Origin of the sequence: Rhizobium sp. S96 (assembly GCF_030382195.1) — a bacterium.
GTDB lineage: Bacteria > Pseudomonadota > Alphaproteobacteria > Rhizobiales > Rhizobiaceae > Rhizobium.
Genome location: NZ_JAUDRY010000003.1, coordinates 698,650 through 714,248, shown reverse-complemented (window position 1 = coordinate 714,248; position 15,599 = coordinate 698,650). Strand labels below are relative to the sequence as shown.

The 15,599-nt window shown below is 61.6% G+C and carries 13 protein-coding genes; 10 read left to right on the top strand and 3 right to left on the bottom strand.

Annotated elements, in window-relative coordinates; genetic code table 11:
• The first annotated feature begins 4 nt into the window (after positions 1-4).
• Positions 5-1,258, top strand: coding sequence for a lytic murein transglycosylase (locus QTL94_RS04500; protein ID WP_289800730.1), 1,254 nt, complete (start codon positions 5-7; stop codon positions 1,256-1,258).
• Positions 1,259-1,260: 2 nt separating this feature from the next.
• Here the strand turns inward: QTL94_RS04500 and QTL94_RS04495 are convergent, their stop codons facing one another.
• Both QTL94_RS04495 and QTL94_RS04490 read right to left on the bottom strand, forming a co-directional pair.
• The gene (locus QTL94_RS04495) at positions 1,261-1,716 is read right to left on the bottom strand and encodes a GNAT family N-acetyltransferase (RefSeq protein ID WP_289800729.1); all 456 of its coding nucleotides are present in this window, start codon (positions 1,714-1,716) and stop codon (positions 1,261-1,263) included.
• 7 nt (positions 1,717-1,723) lie between these two features.
• Positions 1,724-3,355 (bottom strand): MFS transporter, encoded by a 1,632-nt coding sequence (locus QTL94_RS04490; protein ID WP_289800728.1) that lies wholly within the window; start codon positions 3,353-3,355, stop codon positions 1,724-1,726.
• Positions 3,356-3,590: 235 nt separating this feature from the next.
• Between QTL94_RS04490 and rimP the strand changes: the two genes are divergently transcribed.
• From rimP to truB, 6 genes are all read left to right on the top strand, one after another.
• Positions 3,591-4,196, top strand: a complete 606-nt coding sequence (gene rimP, locus QTL94_RS04485; RefSeq protein WP_113520618.1) for a ribosome maturation factor RimP — start codon at positions 3,591-3,593, stop codon at positions 4,194-4,196.
• Between the two features lie 60 nt (positions 4,197-4,256).
• The gene (nusA, locus tag QTL94_RS04480; RefSeq protein WP_065691497.1) at positions 4,257-5,861 is read left to right on the top strand and encodes a transcription termination factor NusA; all 1,605 of its coding nucleotides are present in this window, start codon (positions 4,257-4,259) and stop codon (positions 5,859-5,861) included.
• Positions 5,861-6,550 (top strand): RNA-binding protein, encoded by a 690-nt coding sequence (locus QTL94_RS04475; RefSeq protein ID WP_113520617.1) that lies wholly within the window; start codon positions 5,861-5,863, stop codon positions 6,548-6,550. The genes nusA and QTL94_RS04475 overlap by 1 nt, the downstream gene beginning before the upstream one ends.
• A 100-nt stretch (positions 6,551-6,650) precedes the next feature.
• Positions 6,651-9,380, top strand: coding sequence for a translation initiation factor IF-2 (gene infB, locus QTL94_RS04470; RefSeq protein WP_289800727.1), 2,730 nt, complete (start codon positions 6,651-6,653; stop codon positions 9,378-9,380).
• Between the two features lie 75 nt (positions 9,381-9,455).
• Positions 9,456-9,863, top strand: a complete 408-nt coding sequence (gene rbfA / locus QTL94_RS04465) for a 30S ribosome-binding factor RbfA (protein WP_289800726.1) — start codon at positions 9,456-9,458, stop codon at positions 9,861-9,863.
• A 12-nt stretch (positions 9,864-9,875) separates the two neighbouring features.
• Positions 9,876-10,808 carry a tRNA pseudouridine(55) synthase TruB gene (truB, locus tag QTL94_RS04460; RefSeq protein ID WP_289800725.1) on the top strand — a complete coding sequence of 311 codons (933 nt, stop codon included), beginning with the start codon at positions 9,876-9,878 and terminating at the stop codon, positions 10,806-10,808.
• A gap of 42 nt (positions 10,809-10,850) precedes the next feature.
• Here the strand turns inward: truB and gstA are convergent, their stop codons facing one another.
• Positions 10,851-11,459: a glutathione transferase GstA gene (gene gstA / locus QTL94_RS04455; protein ID WP_289800724.1), complete on the bottom strand. Its 609-nt coding sequence runs from the start codon at positions 11,457-11,459 to the stop codon at positions 10,851-10,853.
• A 286-nt stretch (positions 11,460-11,745) separates the two neighbouring features.
• On the opposite strand from gstA, the gene rpsO reads away from it, so the two are divergent.
• From rpsO to QTL94_RS04440, 3 genes are all read left to right on the top strand, one after another.
• Positions 11,746-12,015, top strand: a complete 270-nt coding sequence (rpsO, locus tag QTL94_RS04450; protein ID WP_026283114.1) for a 30S ribosomal protein S15 — start codon at positions 11,746-11,748, stop codon at positions 12,013-12,015.
• Between the two features lie 327 nt (positions 12,016-12,342).
• Positions 12,343-14,484 (top strand): polyribonucleotide nucleotidyltransferase, encoded by a 2,142-nt coding sequence (gene pnp, locus QTL94_RS04445; protein WP_065691491.1) that lies wholly within the window; start codon positions 12,343-12,345, stop codon positions 14,482-14,484.
• 75 nt (positions 14,485-14,559) lie between these two features.
• A complete protein-coding gene (locus tag QTL94_RS04440; protein ID WP_289800723.1) occupies positions 14,560-15,576 on the top strand; it encodes a class I SAM-dependent methyltransferase in 1,017 nt (338 codons plus the stop codon).
• Positions 15,577-15,599 lie beyond the last annotated feature (23 nt).

The window sequence follows — 15,599 nt, the reverse complement described above, 5'->3', positions numbered from 1 at the left end:
AAGCATGAGCAAGCGTATGTTCGGCCGTCTTTTTGGTCTGAGCGCGGCATTTCTGGCACTCTCATTTTTTCCTGCCTTGTCCGCCTCGAAAGCCGATGTCGAAGCGCAGTTCGAAAAATGGATCCGGGCCGATCTATGGCCGGAGGCACAGAAGAACGGCATCTCCGAAAGGGCGTTTCGTGCCGCGTTTGCGGGCGTCGAGCTGAACTGGAACCTGACAGATCTTGCACCTCCCGGCTTCCCGCCGCCGAAGGAGCAAAAGCAGACGCAGGCCGAATTTTCTTCGCCGGCGCCTTATTTCAACGATGACCGACTGAAGCGCCTGGCCACCACGGGTCGTGGCTTTGCCTCGCAATACGCCTCGACCTTGAAGAAGATCGAGAAGACCTATGGCGTGCCCGGCTCGATCGTGCTGGCCGTTTGGGGTCGCGAAACCGGCTTCGGCGCTGCGAAGCTCCCCAACTCGGCGATCGAGGTGCTGGCCACCAAGGCATTCATGTCGACCAGAAAGGAGATGTTCCGCACCGAGCTGCTTGCGGCCCTGCACATCATCGATCGCGGCGACTCCACCCCGGCCGAATTCAAGGGCTCGTCTGCCGGCGCGCTTGGCCAGCCGCAATTCATGCCAACCAGCTACCTGAAATATGCGGTCGATTTCGACGGCGACGGTCACCCCAACATCTGGACGTCCGTGCCGGATACGCTGGCGTCCATCGCCAATTTTCTGGTCCAGAAGGGCTGGCAACGCGACCGTGGCTGGGGTTACGAGGTAACCATTCCCGAGCAGGTCTCCTGTGCGCAGGAAGGGCCGGATCTTGGTAAGCCGATTTCCCATTGGGCTTCGCTGGGAATCGATCGCGTCACTGGCAAGGCTTTTCCGTCGGATGAGAAGAAGGCAAAGGGCATGATGCTGGTGCCGGCTGGTCGCGACGGCCCGGAATTCATCGTCACGCCGAACTTCTACGTGATCAAGGAATACAACAATTCCGATCTCTATGCGCTCTACATCGGCAACCTCGCGGACCGGATCGCCTATGGTTCCGGCGCGTTCCAGGGGCCATGGGGTGACGTCGGCAAGATGCTGCGCTCGGACGTCGCCAGCATGCAGAAGGCGCTGGAGAAAAAGGGATATGATGTCGGTGGCACGGACGGATTGCCGGGCTACAAGACCCGCCGCTCCATTGGCCAGTGGCAGGAAAAGGCCGGCATGAAACCGACCTGCTATCCCGAAGCCTCGATGATCGGCAAGCTCAAGTAGCTTCAGAGAGGACGCTTCAGGCCTTCGTGGCTCGCCACGAAGCCAAGCTTCTCGTAGAAGCGGATCGAACCCGGCCGGCTCTTGTCCGAGGTCAGCTGCACGAGGCCGCAGCCGCGTTCGACGCATCGTTCCACCGCCCATTCGATGAACCGGGACCTGAGCCCTGAACCGCGAGCATGTCTGGCGATGCGCACGCTTTCGATCTGGCCTCGCCACATGCCCGTCCGCGAAAGGCCCGGAATGAAACTCAGCTGCAGAACGCCGGCAACGCTGTCGGCTTGATCCACCGCGACACAAAGCAGCTGGTTGGCATCTGCCTCGATGGCGGCAAACGCGGCGAGGTAGCGCGCGTCAGGTGGATCGGAGACGATTTCGCGCGTTTTCCCGAGATCGTCGTCGGCAAGCAGGTCGATGATGGCTAAGAGGTCGGAACGGTGGGCTGCCCGGAAGGTGTACATGCGTGCCTCAGTGGTGCAGGTCGATCGGTGCCTTGTAGAAGACATCGTCGTTTGGCGGAATGGCCAACCGCTCGATCAGGCGATGGACGGCAGGCGTCGTGTCGCCCTGGTGGAGGGCTCGAAGCCGATCGGTGTTTTCGGCATCGGACTGCGTGCGCCGCTGGTTGTGTCTGATGTATTCGACCCATGTCGGCGTGTGATAGGTCTCGGTCCAGCAACCGGGCTTTTCCAGATCGCGCATCAATGCCCAGTTCCTGGCGCCGTCGCGGATGCGGATGCGACGCCGTTCCCCCATCAACATGAGAAATTCGGGCAGGTCGTCGTCACCGATTTCATAATCGACCTGAATGACGATCGGGCCGCTCCGTGGCGTGATGTCGAGGCTGAGTGCCGGTTCGGTGAAACGGTTCAGCGGATCGAGATTGAGGGATTCGAAAGCAGGCATGGAAAAGCGCAGACCGACGACAATGCCGAAGAGCATGACGACGGCGGAAATCAGCAGCGCGTTGGCCACCCCATAGCGGTCGGCGGCCAGGCCCCAGAGCCAGCTTCCGCCGGCAATGCCGCCGAAGGTAACGGTCTGGTAGAGCGACAATGCCCTGCCGACGACCCAGCGCGGTGTCGAAAGCTGCACGATCGTATTGAAGAGCGATAGGGCAAGGACCCAGCAGGCGCCGGAGATGACGAGCCCGGCGCAAGTCAGGGCGGCGATCGGGCTCATTGCGGCAATTGTGGCGCTCAGCGCGAAACCGGCAAATGAAAGGCGCACGATGGTTTCGCTCGAAAATCGCTCCCGCAGGCGCGCGTTCAGCACGGCGCCGCCGATTGCGCCGATCCCGAACGAGCCAAGCATCAAGCCGTAGGTCAGGGGTCCGCCCACGACGAGTTCCAGTGCCACGATCGGCAGCAATGCGAGAACGGAGCTGGCGCTGATGCCGAAGATCAGGCCGCGCAGCATGACCTTCTGCAAGTTCGGAGACATGGAGATATAGCGAAGGCCGGCAAAGATGGCGCTTCCGAGCGACTCGCGCGGCAGTGTTGCAACGGGAAACGCCGGCTTCCAGCGGATCAGCGCAAAGATCAGCGCGAAATAGCTGAGCGTGTTCACCGCAAAGGCGGCCGCAGCCCCAGCCGCAGCCACGATCACACCCCCGAGCGCGGGACCGACGCTGCGAGTGATGTTGAAGCCGACGCTGTTGAGCGTCACCGCATCCGGCAGATCCGCACGAGGCACCATGTCGCCGACGGAGGCCTGCCAGGACGGGTTGTTCAGCGCGGTACCGCAGCCGATCAGGAAGGTGAAGAATAGCAGCAGCCAAGGCGACAGCCAGCCGAAATAGGCACACACGCTGAGAAGCGCCGACACCGCAAGCATGAAGAACTGCGCCGTCAGCATCACCCGCCGTCGGTCGAAGCTGTCGGCCAGCGCCCCCGAGACAAGCGAGAACAGCATGATCGGGAGCGCCGTCGAGGTCTGCACTAGCGCGACCATGTCTCCTGACGAGGTGATCACCGTCATCATCCACGCCGCGCCGACGGCCTGAATGAGGCCACCGAAATTGGAGGCGATACTGGCGATCCAGATTGTCCGGTATGTCGCATGCCGCAGTGGCGCCAATGTTGAAGACGTATACGCCACGGTCCCTCCCGAACGATGCTCTACGCTGCCTGAGTCACTATAAGCGGAATGGCGGCACTGGCCATATGCTCGTTCCCATACTCTGGCCCTTGGCGATGGACCTTGCTATTTTATGGAAACCGGCCTATATGGCTCTCAAATCTTGATCGCATTGATGAAGAGTGGGCCGCAAGGACCCGCTCTTTTTTATTACCGCGATCATCCGAAATGCATGACATTGCTAGGAGCGCATCGCTTGTCGGATCCGACGAACGCAGACAATGAACTTGAGCCGCGGCTGATCACCGAGACTGGCCTTGACCAGCGCCTTGCCGCGATCGTCGAGCCCGTGCTTATCGATCTCGGTTACCGCCTGATCCGTGTCCGCATGCTGAACCAGAACGGCGCCACCATGCAGATCATGGCCGAGCGCAACGACGGAACCATGGACGTCGAAGGCTGCGAGGAGGTCTCGATGGCCGTTTCTCCGGTTCTCGATGTGGAAGATCCGATCGATAAAGAGTATCATCTGGAAGTGTCGTCGCCCGGCATCGATCGCCCAATGGTGCGCAAGTCCGATTTCGTGCGCTGGCAGGGCCATCTCTTGAAGTGCGAAACGTCGATCATGGTCGGCGGCCGCAAGCGTTTCCGCGGCAAGATCGTTTCCAGCGACGTCGATGGCTTTACGCTCGAGCGCGACCAGGTTTCCGAGGGCGAAGAACAGAATATTGTCATTCCGTTCACGGCTCTTGCCGATGCGAAACTCATTCTGACCGACGATCTGATCCGTGATGCACTGCGCGCCGACAAGCTGGCGAAGGCAGAGGCCGCGAACCAGAACGAAGCGGAAGACGAAGAATAACCGATCAACTTGTGGCGCCAGGGAAGGGAACCCGGGACGCCTAGACGGAGAGAAAAGACAATGGCAGTCAGTGCGAACCGGCTCGAACTTCTGCAGATCGCAGATGCAGTGGCCCGCGAAAAGGTCATCGACCGCGAGATCGTGCTTGCCGCAATGGCAGACGCGATCCAGAAGGCAGCGCGCTCCCGCTACGGCACCGAGTCCAACATCCGCGCCGACATCAACCCGAAGACCGGCGAAATCCGTCTTCAGCGTCTGCTCGAAGTTGTCGACAAGGCCGAAGATTATTCGACGCAGATTCCGCTTGAGCTGGCCCGCGACCGCAACCCGGACGCAGCCCTTGGCGATTTCATCGCCGATCCGCTGCCGCCGATGGATTTCGGCCGCATCGCCGCCCAGTCCGCCAAGCAGGTTATCGTCCAGAAGGTTCGTGAAGCCGAGCGTGACCGCCAGTTCGACGAATTCAAGGATCGCGTCGGCGAAATCGTCAACGGCACCGTCAAGCGCGTCGAATACGGCAACGTCATCGTCGATCTCGGCCGTGGCGAAGGCATCATCCGCCGCGACGAAATGATTCCGCGCGAAAACGTCCGCTATGGCGATCGCGTCCGTGCATACGTATATGACGTTCGTCGTGAACAGCGCGGCCCGCAGATCTTCCTGTCGCGCACGCATCCACAGTTCATGGTCAAGCTCTTCACCATGGAAGTGCCTGAAATCTACGACGGCATCATTCAGGTGAAGTCGGTTGCCCGCGATCCGGGTTCGCGCGCCAAGATCGCCGTGATCTCGAACGATAGCTCGATCGATCCGGTCGGCGCCTGCGTCGGTATGCGTGGTTCACGCGTTCAGGCCGTCGTCGGCGAGCTCCAGGGCGAAAAGATCGACATCATTCCGTGGTCGCAGGACCCGGCGACCTTCGTCGTCAACGCCCTGCAGCCGGCTGAAGTCGCCAAGGTCGTTCTCGATGAAGACGCAGAGCGCATCGAAGTCGTGGTTCCGGACGAGCAGCTTTCGCTGGCCATCGGCCGCCGCGGCCAGAACGTTCGCCTGGCATCGCAGCTGACCGGCTGGGATATCGACATCATGACGGAAGCCGAAGAGTCGGAACGCCGCCAGAAGGAATTCAACGAGCGCACCAACCTGTTCATGGATTCGCTCGACGTTGACGAAATGGTTGGTCAGGTTCTGGCGTCGGAAGGCTTCGCAGCTGTTGAAGAACTGGCTTACGTCGATCTCGACGAAATCGCTTCGATCGACGGTTTCGACGAGGATACGGCACAGGAAATTCAGACCCGCGCTCGCGAATATCTCGAAAAACTCGAAGCCGAGATGGACGAGAAGCGCAAGGCGCTCGGTGTATCCGACGAACTGCGCGGCATCGACGGCATGACGGCCCAGATGATGGTTGCGCTCGGCGAAGACGGTATCAAGACGATGGAAGACTTCGCAGGCTGCGCCGCGGACGATCTCGTCGGCTGGAGCGAGCGCAAGAACGGCGAGACCAAGAAGTTCGAGGGCCTCTTCTCGAAGTTCGACGTTTCCCGCGTCGAAGCCGAACAAATGGTCGTTCAGGCGCGCCTCGCGGCTGGCTGGATCACCGAAGAGGACCTTGCGAAGGAAGCGGAAGCTGAAGAAGCTCCCGAGGCCGAGCAGGAAGTTTAATGTCTACGCGTGAGCCTACCGTTTCTCCTGAGGACGACGATCTTGCAGGTTATGACGTGAATGGTCGCATGTGCATCGTGACGCGCGAAAGCGGATCGCCGGATGAGCTGATCCGCTTCGTCGCTGCTCCCGATGGAACGGTTGTCCCCGATCTGAAGCGCCAGCTTCCGGGTCGCGGCTGCTGGGTGAAGATCGACCGTGCTTTGGTCGACAAGGCTGTGGCGAAGAAGTCCTTCGCCCGTGCCTTGAAAGCGGATGTAAAGGTGGCGGCCGACCTCGGCGAGGCCGTCGACAAGCTGCTGCTGCAGCAGGTCATGCAGATGATGAACATGGCTCGCAAGGCCGGACAGTTCATCACCGGCTCCTCGAAAGTGGATGCCGCGATTAGAAGTGGCGCCGCCATCGCGGTGTTCCACGCGACGGACGCCGCGGCCGACGGCGTGAGAAAGATCGACCAGGCCCGCAAGGCCTGGCACCTCGGAATGGAGACCGAGGAGGAAATACCTTCCTACCAGCTCTTCTCGGAGGGCGAAATGGAAGGCCTGATGGGCCAGAACGCTTTTATCCATGCTGCAGTGCTTGCAGGGCAGGCGGGTGAGGGTGTAGTGAAGCGCGCAAAGATGCTTGAGCAGTACCGCAATGGCGGTCAGTCCCGGGCAGCGGGCGGCGCTGGCCGGCAAAAACAATGATACGGTCACCGGCTTGCCCGGTCCCAACATCATTGATCGACATATTTGATTGACAGGGCCTGATGACGTCATCGCTCCCTGTCCGAAGGAACGGGAACGAATGACCGATAGCAATGACGACAAGACACTGAACGGACCGGGCAAGAAGACTCTGACCCTGAAGCCGTCGGGCGTGAGCCAGGGCACCGTGCGCCAGGATATGGGCCGCGGCCGCACCAAGGCGGTCGTTGTCGAAACCCGCAAGCGGCGCCCGATGCGCCCCGAGGACGAACGTCCAATCACACCGGTAGCAGCACCGGCAGCGCCCGTGCGCGTCGCTGAACCTGCCCCCGCAGCAGCGCAGGCACCTGTTCAGGCGCGTCCGCAGCAGCCGCAGCAGCAGCGCCCCTACCAGGGTGGCCAGCCGTCGCGTCAGCAGCCTTCTTCGCAGCCGCAGCGCCAGCAGGACCGTCCGCGTCCTGTCGTGCTGAACCATCTTTCGCCGGAAGAAATGGACGCTCGCCGTCGCGCCTTGGCCATGGCCCAGGTTCGTGATGCCGAAGACGCCGTTCGTCGCGCCGAGGAAGAAAAGCGCCGCGCAGCCGAAGAGGTAGCCCGCCAGGCCGCTGAAGCCGAAGAAGCCAAGCGCCGTGCAGCCGAAGAGGCCGCCCGTGCTGCTGAAGCTGCTGCTCCGCCGGCACCTGCCGCACCGGCTCCGTCGGAAACACCCCGCGTTCAGTCGGCTGCGCCGTCCGTCCGCCGTACCGACAATGCTCCGTCGCCTTCGCAGGCCCGTCCCGCGCCTGGCGGCGCGCCTGGCGCCCCCGGTGTTCGCCGCCGTGAAAACGACGAAGACGACCGTGGCGCGCCGCGTGGCGGTGCTCCGGCCCGTGGCCGCGTCGTGCGTCCGGAACCGGCAAAGCCCGTTACCACGCGTCCGAAGGGCGACGATGGCCGCCGCCAGGGCAAGCTGACGATCACCGCTGCGAGCACCGACGACGACGGCAACGCCCGCGGCCGCTCGATGGCCGCCATGCGCCGCCGTCAGGAAAAGTTCCGCCGCAGCCAGATGCAGGAAACGCGCGAAAAGGTTATTCGCGAAGTCATCCTGCCTGAGACCATCACCATTCAGGAACTGTCGCAGCGCATGTCTGAGCGCGCCGTCGACGTCATCAAGTACCTGATGAAGGAAGGCCAGATGATGAAGCCGGGCGACGTCATTGACGCCGACCTCGCGGAACTCATCGCCAGCGAATTCGGCCACACCGTCAAGCGCGTTTCGGAATCCGACGTTGAAGAAGGCATCTTCGACAAGGCCGACGATGCCGGTGAAATGGTGTCGCGTCCGCCGGTCGTGACCATCATGGGTCACGTCGACCACGGCAAGACCTCGCTGCTCGACGCCATCCGTCAGGCAAACGTCGTCTCGGGCGAAGCCGGTGGCATCACCCAGCACATCGGTGCCTATCAGGTCGAACAGAACGGTCAGAAGATCACCTTCATCGACACCCCCGGCCACGCCGCCTTCACGGCCATGCGTGCCCGTGGTGCGCAGGCAACCGATATCGCGATCCTCGTGGTCGCGGCTGACGACAGCGTCATGCCGCAGACGATCGAATCCATCAGCCACGCCAAGGCGGCCGGTGTTCCGATCATCGTGGCGATCAACAAGATCGACAAGCACGAAGCCAACCCGGACAAGGTCCGTCAGCAGCTTCTGCAGCACGAAGTGTTCGTTGAATCGCTCGGCGGTGAAGTGCTCGACGTCGAAGTTTCGGCCAAGAACAAGACCAACCTCGACAAGCTGCTCGAAGCCGTCCTGCTGCAGGCCGAAATCCTCGACCTCAAGGCCGACCCGAACCGCACCGCGGAAGGTATCGTCATCGAAGCCCAGCTCGACCGTGGTCGTGGCGCGGTTGCGACCGTCCTCGTCCAGAAGGGTACGCTGAAGCCCGGCCAGATCATCGTTGCCGGCGATCAGTGGGGCCGCGTTCGCGCGCTCGTCACCGACAAGGGCGACCATGTCAAGGAAGCGGGCCCGGCCATGCCGGTCGAAGTGCTCGGCCTGTCCGGCACGCCTGCTGCGGGCGACAAGTTCGCCGTCGTCGAAAACGAGAGCCGTGCGCGCGAGATTTCCGAATATCGCCAGCGTCTGGCCCGCGACAAGGCGGTTGCCCGCCAGACCGGTCAGCGCGGTTCGCTCGAACAGATGATGAGCAAACTGCAGAACACCGGCTTCAAGGAATTCCCGCTGCTCATCAAGGGCGACGTGCAGGGTTCCATCGAAGCGATCATCGGTGCTCTCGACAAGCTCGGCACCGACGAAGTGCGGGCACGTATCGTCCATTCGGGCGCCGGTGCCATCACCGAGTCTGATCTGGCGCTTGCCGAATCCTCCGACGCCGCGATCATCGGCTTCAACGTCCGTGCCAACGCACAGGCACGTGTCGCCGCCGAACGCGCAGGCATCGAGATCCGCTACTACAACATCATCTACGATCTAGTGGATGACGTTAAGGCAGCGATGTCGGGTCTGCTCACGCCGGAGCGCCGCGAAACCTTCCTCGGCAATGCCGAGATCCTCGAGGTGTTCAACATCACCAAGACCGGCAAGGTTGCGGGTTGCCGCGTTACCGAAGGCAAGGTCGAACGTGGTGCGGGCGTCCGCCTCATCCGCGACAACGTCGTCATCCACGAAGGCAAGCTCAAGACGCTCAAGCGCTTCAAGGACGAAGTATCGGAAGTTCCTGTCGGTCAGGAATGCGGTATGGCCTTCGAGAACTACGAAGACATCCGCGCCGGCGATGTCATCGAATGCTTCCGCGTCGAGCATATCACCCGTACGCTCTGATCGTGCGAGACTAGAGTTGTGGACGGGCGCCGGATCATATGAGGCCGGCGCCCGAACCTTTTGAGGCAAAGAACAATGGCAACAAAAACCTCGACAGCACAGTCGCAGCGCATGCTGCGCGTCGGCGAGCAGGTGCGCGCCGCGATCACCCAGGTCCTGCAGCGCGGCGAAGTGCGCGACGACCTCCTGGAAAAGACCGTCATATCCGTGTCCGAAGTGCGTATGTCGACCGACCTCAAGGTTGCGACCGCCTTCATCACGCCGCTCGGCGTGTCGGATCACGAGACGGTCCTCACGGCGCTCAACCGCCACGCCAAATTCATCCGCGGCCGTCTCGGCCCGCATCTCCGGCAGATGAAATTCATGCCGGAAATCCGTTTCCGCGACGATACGAGCTTCGACAATTACAAGAAGATCGACGAGCTGCTGCGCTCGCCCGAGGTCATGCGCGACCTTGAGGACGGCAATACCGACGAAAAGTAACAGAAGAGCCTTATGTCCAAACCACGCAAGCCCAAAGGCCGCCCGATCTCGGGCTGGCTTATCCTTGATAAGCCTGTCGACTTCGGCTCGACGGAAGCGGTCTCCAAGATCAAGTGGCTTTTCAAGGCCCAGAAGTGCGGCCATGCCGGTACGCTTGATCCGCTCGCTTCCGGTATGCTGCCGATTGCGCTCGGCGATGCGACCAAGACCGTTCCCTACGTCATGGATGGCCGCAAGATCTACGAATTCACCGTGACCTGGGGCGAAGAGCGCGCCACCGACGACCTCGAAGGTGAGGTGACACAGAGCTCAGACAAGCGCCCGACCGAGCAGCAGATCCGCGATCTCCTGCCAGGCTACACTGGTGTGATCAATCAGATCCCGCCACAATTCTCCGCCATCAAGATCTCGGGCGAGCGCGCCTACGATCTCGCCCGCGAAGGTGAAACGGTCGAGATTCCGTCGCGCGAAGTCGAGATCTTCCGCCTGACGCTGCTCGAATGCCAGGACGAAAACACCGCGCATTTCGAAGTCGAGTGCGGCAAGGGCACCTATGTCCGCGCGCTCGCGCGCGATTTCGGTCGCGAACTCGGCTGCTACGGTCACATCTCCGGTCTGCGCCGCAGCTACGTCGCGCCGTTTGCCGAAGAGACCATGATCCCGCTCGCTGATCTCGTCGCACTCGAAGCGATCGAGGACAATGACGAGCGCCTGGCCGCCCTCGATGTGCTCCTGATCGACACCAGCGAGGCGCTCTCCGCGCTTCCGCATCTGATCGTCAACGACGATCAGGCTCACCGCCTGAAGATGGGCAATCCCATCCTCGTGCGTGGTCGCGATGCCCCCGTCGCCGAAAGCGAAGCCTATGCGACCGCCCGCGGCAAGCTGATCGCCATCGGCGAGATCGGCCAGGGCGAGTTTCGCCCCAAGCGCGTTTTCGGCTGATTTGCAATGCGCGCGGCGTGATCCGCGCGCACCTTTCTGCAATCAGATCAGGCCTTCGGCCTTCATAGCAGCCTGAACCGACGGACGAGCGCCAACGCGGGCGACGTAGTCCTTCAGCTTCGGCCACGCTTCAAGCGAAACGCCCGTCACGTTCGACCAGTTGGTCACGACGAATGCATAGGCGTCCGCAACGGTGAAGTTGGAGCCGGTGAGGTAGGCACGACCGTCAGCCAGCCGTGATTCCAGCCATTCGAATTTCTTCTGCAAGACCTCGCGCGCCGCGTCCTTTTCCGCATCGGTCTTGCCGGGGTGAAAGAGCGGGCTGAATGACTTGTGCAATTCGGACCCAATGAAGCTCAGCATTTCCTGAACGCGGGCGCGAGCAAGCGTGCCGGCCGGCGGCGCGAGATCCGTCGCACCGTTGGTGTCGGCGATGTATTGCAGGATTGCCGAACCTTCGGTCAGGACTTCGCCGCCGTCGAGCTCGAGAGCAGGCACCGCGCCCTTGGGATTGATCGCCCAATAATCGCGGCCGCTTTCCATGACTTTCGTCTTGGTGCTGACCTTCTCGATCTCGAACGGCTTGCCGATTTCATGGAGGACGACGTGAGACGCCATGGAGCAGGCGCCGGGGGAATAATAAAGTTTCACTCAATTTCCTTTCTGGAAATATCCTTGGGACGCGCAGGTGATAGCCAATTGGCTTTTTCGTGTAATCAACATTCTCGTGATCAACGCGCTGCAACGTTCGATACATGAGGCCAACAAGTGCCAAACGTGGGCGAGCAGGCGGCGAAAACTCCGCTCTTCCATTCATACGCCGGATATTGTATAGGCAGCGCCAGCATCAGGCTTTGCTTGAATGCATTCGCGGCCAAAGCTGGACGACATCCCGGCTTTTGGCGACCTTATCTCCTCTCATCGAAAGGAACATCCGATGTCGATTACTGCTGAGCGCAAGACGGCACTTATCAAGGAATACGCAACGTTCGAAGGTGACACCGGTTCGCCGGAAGTACAGGTTGCGATCCTCACCGAGCGCATCAACAACCTCACGGAACACTTCAAGGGCCACAAGAAGGATAACCATTCCCGCCGTGGCCTGCTGACGATGGTTTCGAGCCGCCGCTCGCTTCTTGACTACCTCAAGAAGAAGAACGAAGGCCGTTACACCAAGCTGATCACCAGCCTGGGTATCCGCCGCTAAGGCTTTTTCGGCGGGCGCTCCTTGTGGACGCCCGCCGCATTTGTTTCCGGGGAACGTTTCTCCGACACCGCAGGACGCCGTAGCGTTTGCGGGACTGCCCGCGGACCCGGATGGGCCGGATCCGCAAAACCAACCGTTGACCTGTCATGGGGCAGGATTGCCGGATGCTTTCGGCCAAGGCGCACACCTTGGCCCGGCGTTCTCGAAAGGGAAGCCGAAGATGCAAAGCCTCCCGTTGTCTTGCCCATGATGCGTCATCAACAATTGCGGTCGTCTGCGCCGCGCCCTCGGGCCAATGGCGCGCCTCCGCATTGAAGGACAAGACATATGTTCGACACTCATTCCGTGGAAATCGAGTGGGCAGGCCGCCCGCTGAAGCTCGAAACCGGCAAGATCGCCCGTCAGGCTGACGGCGCCGTTCTCGCGACCTACGGCGAAACCGTGGTTCTCGCCACCGTCGTTTCCGCCAAGGCGCCGAAGCCTGGCCAGGACTTCTTTCCGCTGACCGTCAACTACCAGGAAAAGACCTACGCAGCCGGCAAGATCCCCGGTGGCTACTTCAAGCGCGAAGGCCGTCCGTCGGAAAACGAAACGCTGGTTTCGCGCCTGATCGACCGCCCGATCCGCCCGCTCTTCCCTGAAGGCTACAAGAACGACACGCAGGTCGTCGTCACGGTTATCCAGCACGACCTGGAAAACAACCCCGACATCCTGTCGATGGTTGCTGCTTCGGCTGCCCTGACGCTCTCCGGCGTTCCCTTCATGGGCCCGGTCGGCGGCGCACGCGTCGGCTACATCAACGGCGAATACGTCCTGAACCCGCATCTAGACGAGATGGACGAGTCGATCCTCGACCTCGTTGTCGCCGGTACGCACGACGCCGTTCTGATGGTTGAATCCGAAGCCAAGGAACTGAACGAAGAAATCATGCTCGGCGCCGTCATGTTCGGCCATCGTGGTTTCCAGCCGGTTCTCGACGCGATCATCAAGCTCGCCGAAGTGGCTGCCAAGGAGCCGCGCGACTTCCAGCCGGAAGACTTCTCCGAACTCGAAGCCGAAATGCTGAAGCACTTCGAAGCCGAGCTGCGCACCGCCTACAAGAACACGCAGAAGGCTGAACGCTACGCTGCCGTCGACGCCGTCAAGGCAAAGGTCAAGGCGCACTTCTTCCCGGAAGGTGAAGAGCCGAAGTACACCGCCGAAGTCATCGGCGCGATCTTCAAGCACCTGCAGGCCAAGATCGTTCGTTGGAACATCCTCGACACTAAGAGCCGTATCGACGGCCGCGATCTCGAGACCGTTCGCCCGATCGTCTCGGAAGTCGGCCTCCTGCCGCGCACCCACGGTTCAGCTCTCTTCACCCGCGGTGAAACGCAGGCGATCGTCGTTGCCACGCTCGGCACCGGCGAAGACGAACAGTACGTCGACAGCCTCACGGGCATGTACAAGGAGCGCTTCCTGCTCCATTACAACTTCCCTCCCTACTCGGTTGGCGAAACCGGCCGCATGGGTTCTCCGGGCCGTCGCGAAATCGGTCACGGCAAGCTCGCATGGCGCGCTATCCGCCCGATGCTGCCGACAGCCGAGCAGTTCCCCTACACGCTGCGCGTCGTCTCTGAGATCACCGAGTCCAACGGCTCGTCCTCGATGGCAACCGTCTGCGGCACCTCGCTCGCTCTGATGGACGCTGGCGTTCCGCTCGCTAAGCCGGTTGCCGGTATCGCCATGGGCCTGATCCTCGAAGGTGACCGTTTCGCGGTTCTCTCCGACATCCTCGGCGACGAAGACCACCTCGGCGACATGGACTTCAAGGTCGCCGGCACCGCCGACGGCATCACCTCGCTGCAGATGGACATCAAGATTGCCGGTATCACCGAAGAGATCATGAAGGTCGCGCTCAGCCAGGCAAAGGGCGGTCGCAACCACATCCTCGGCGAAATGGCAAACGCCATCACCGAGAGCCGTGGCCAGCTCGGCGAATTCGCTCCGCGCATCGAAGTCATGAACATCCCGGTCGACAAGATCCGTGAAGTTATCGGCTCCGGCGGCAAGGTCATCCGCGAAATCGTCGAAAAGACCGGCGCGAAGATCAACATCGAAGACGACGGCACCGTGAAGATCGCATCTTCCTCGGGCAAGGAAATCGAAGCGGCCCGCAAGTGGATCCACTCGATCGTTGCCGAGCCTGAAATCGGCGTGATCTACGAAGGCACCGTTGTGAAGACCGCCGATTTCGGCGCCTTCGTCAACTTCTTCGGCGCCCGCGACGGCCTCGTCCACATCTCGCAGCTCGCTTCCGAGCGTGTTGCCAAGACCCAGGACGTCGTCAAGGAAGGCCAGAAGGTTTGGGTCAAGCTCCTCGGCTTCGACGAACGCGGCAAGGTCCGCCTGTCGATGAAGGTCGTTGACCAGGCAACCGGCCAGGAAATCCCTGCCGACAAGAAGAAGGAAGAAGCTGCAGCCGAGTAAGCTGCGCCTTCCCGAGACTTCATGGGCGCGGGGTAGTTTCCGCGCCCTTTTTGTATTCAAGAACGAGATAGAACCATGAGCAGCGAGACGCTGAAGACACTGTTCCACCCCTTTGTAAGCGGCATCGTTGAGGCGCCCGGCGAGGGCGAGCGCGTGCTCTTCCTCGGCGCCCAGGCGGGCTTTGCCCTGCCGGAAGTCTTTGCCGCCTCGCTGAGCGCCGTACAGGGCTTTCGGTCGCTGTACCGGCAGTTGCTCGCCCAGCGCATCGAAACCACGCCTGAGGTCGAAGGCGAGGATTATGATGCCGTTCTGGTTCTCTGCAACAAGCACAAGGGCGAGAACGAGGCGAATATCGCCGAAGCACTCACCCGCGTGAAGATGGGCGGGCTCGTCGTCGTCGCCGGCGGCAAGGAAGACGGCATCCAGCCGCTGCGCAAGCGCATGGAAGCCTTCGGCCTGTCGCTCGAGCACATGCCGAAATACCACGGCGTCGCATTCTGGTTCGGCGCGCCTGCCGATTCCAGCGAGATCATTGCCAAGTTCGCCAAGCCGCCGGTGCGTGTCGATGGTCGCTTCGAGGCCGCTGCCGGCATGTTCTCGCACGACCGCATCGACGATGGCTCGGAGCTGCTGGCCTCGCGCCTGCCGGTCGATTTCACCGGCGACGTCGCCGATTTCGGCGCCGGCTGGGGCTATCTCTCCGTTGAGCTGGCCGAGCGGTCCCCCGGCGTCAGCCGTCTCGACCTCTACGAGGCCAATCACGCCGCTCTGGAGGCCGCCAAGGCCAATATGGCGGAAAACTGCCCTGGTGTGCCCGCGCGTTTCTTCTGGCACGATCTGGCCGGCGAGCCGGTCAAGGACAAGTATGATCTCATCATCATGAACCCGCCGTTCCACGAAGGCCACGCGGCGGAGCCGTCACTCGGCCAGGCGATGATCAAGACAGCCGCTTCGGCGTTGCGTGGCGGCGGACGCCTGCTATTGGTCGCCAACCGTGGTTTGCCCTACGAGCCGGTCCTTGCCGCAAACTTCAAGGAAAGCGGCGAGACCTGCCGCAACGCCCGCTTCAAGGTGCTCTGGGCGAAGAAGTAACCTCCGGCATAGGCAGATCTTTC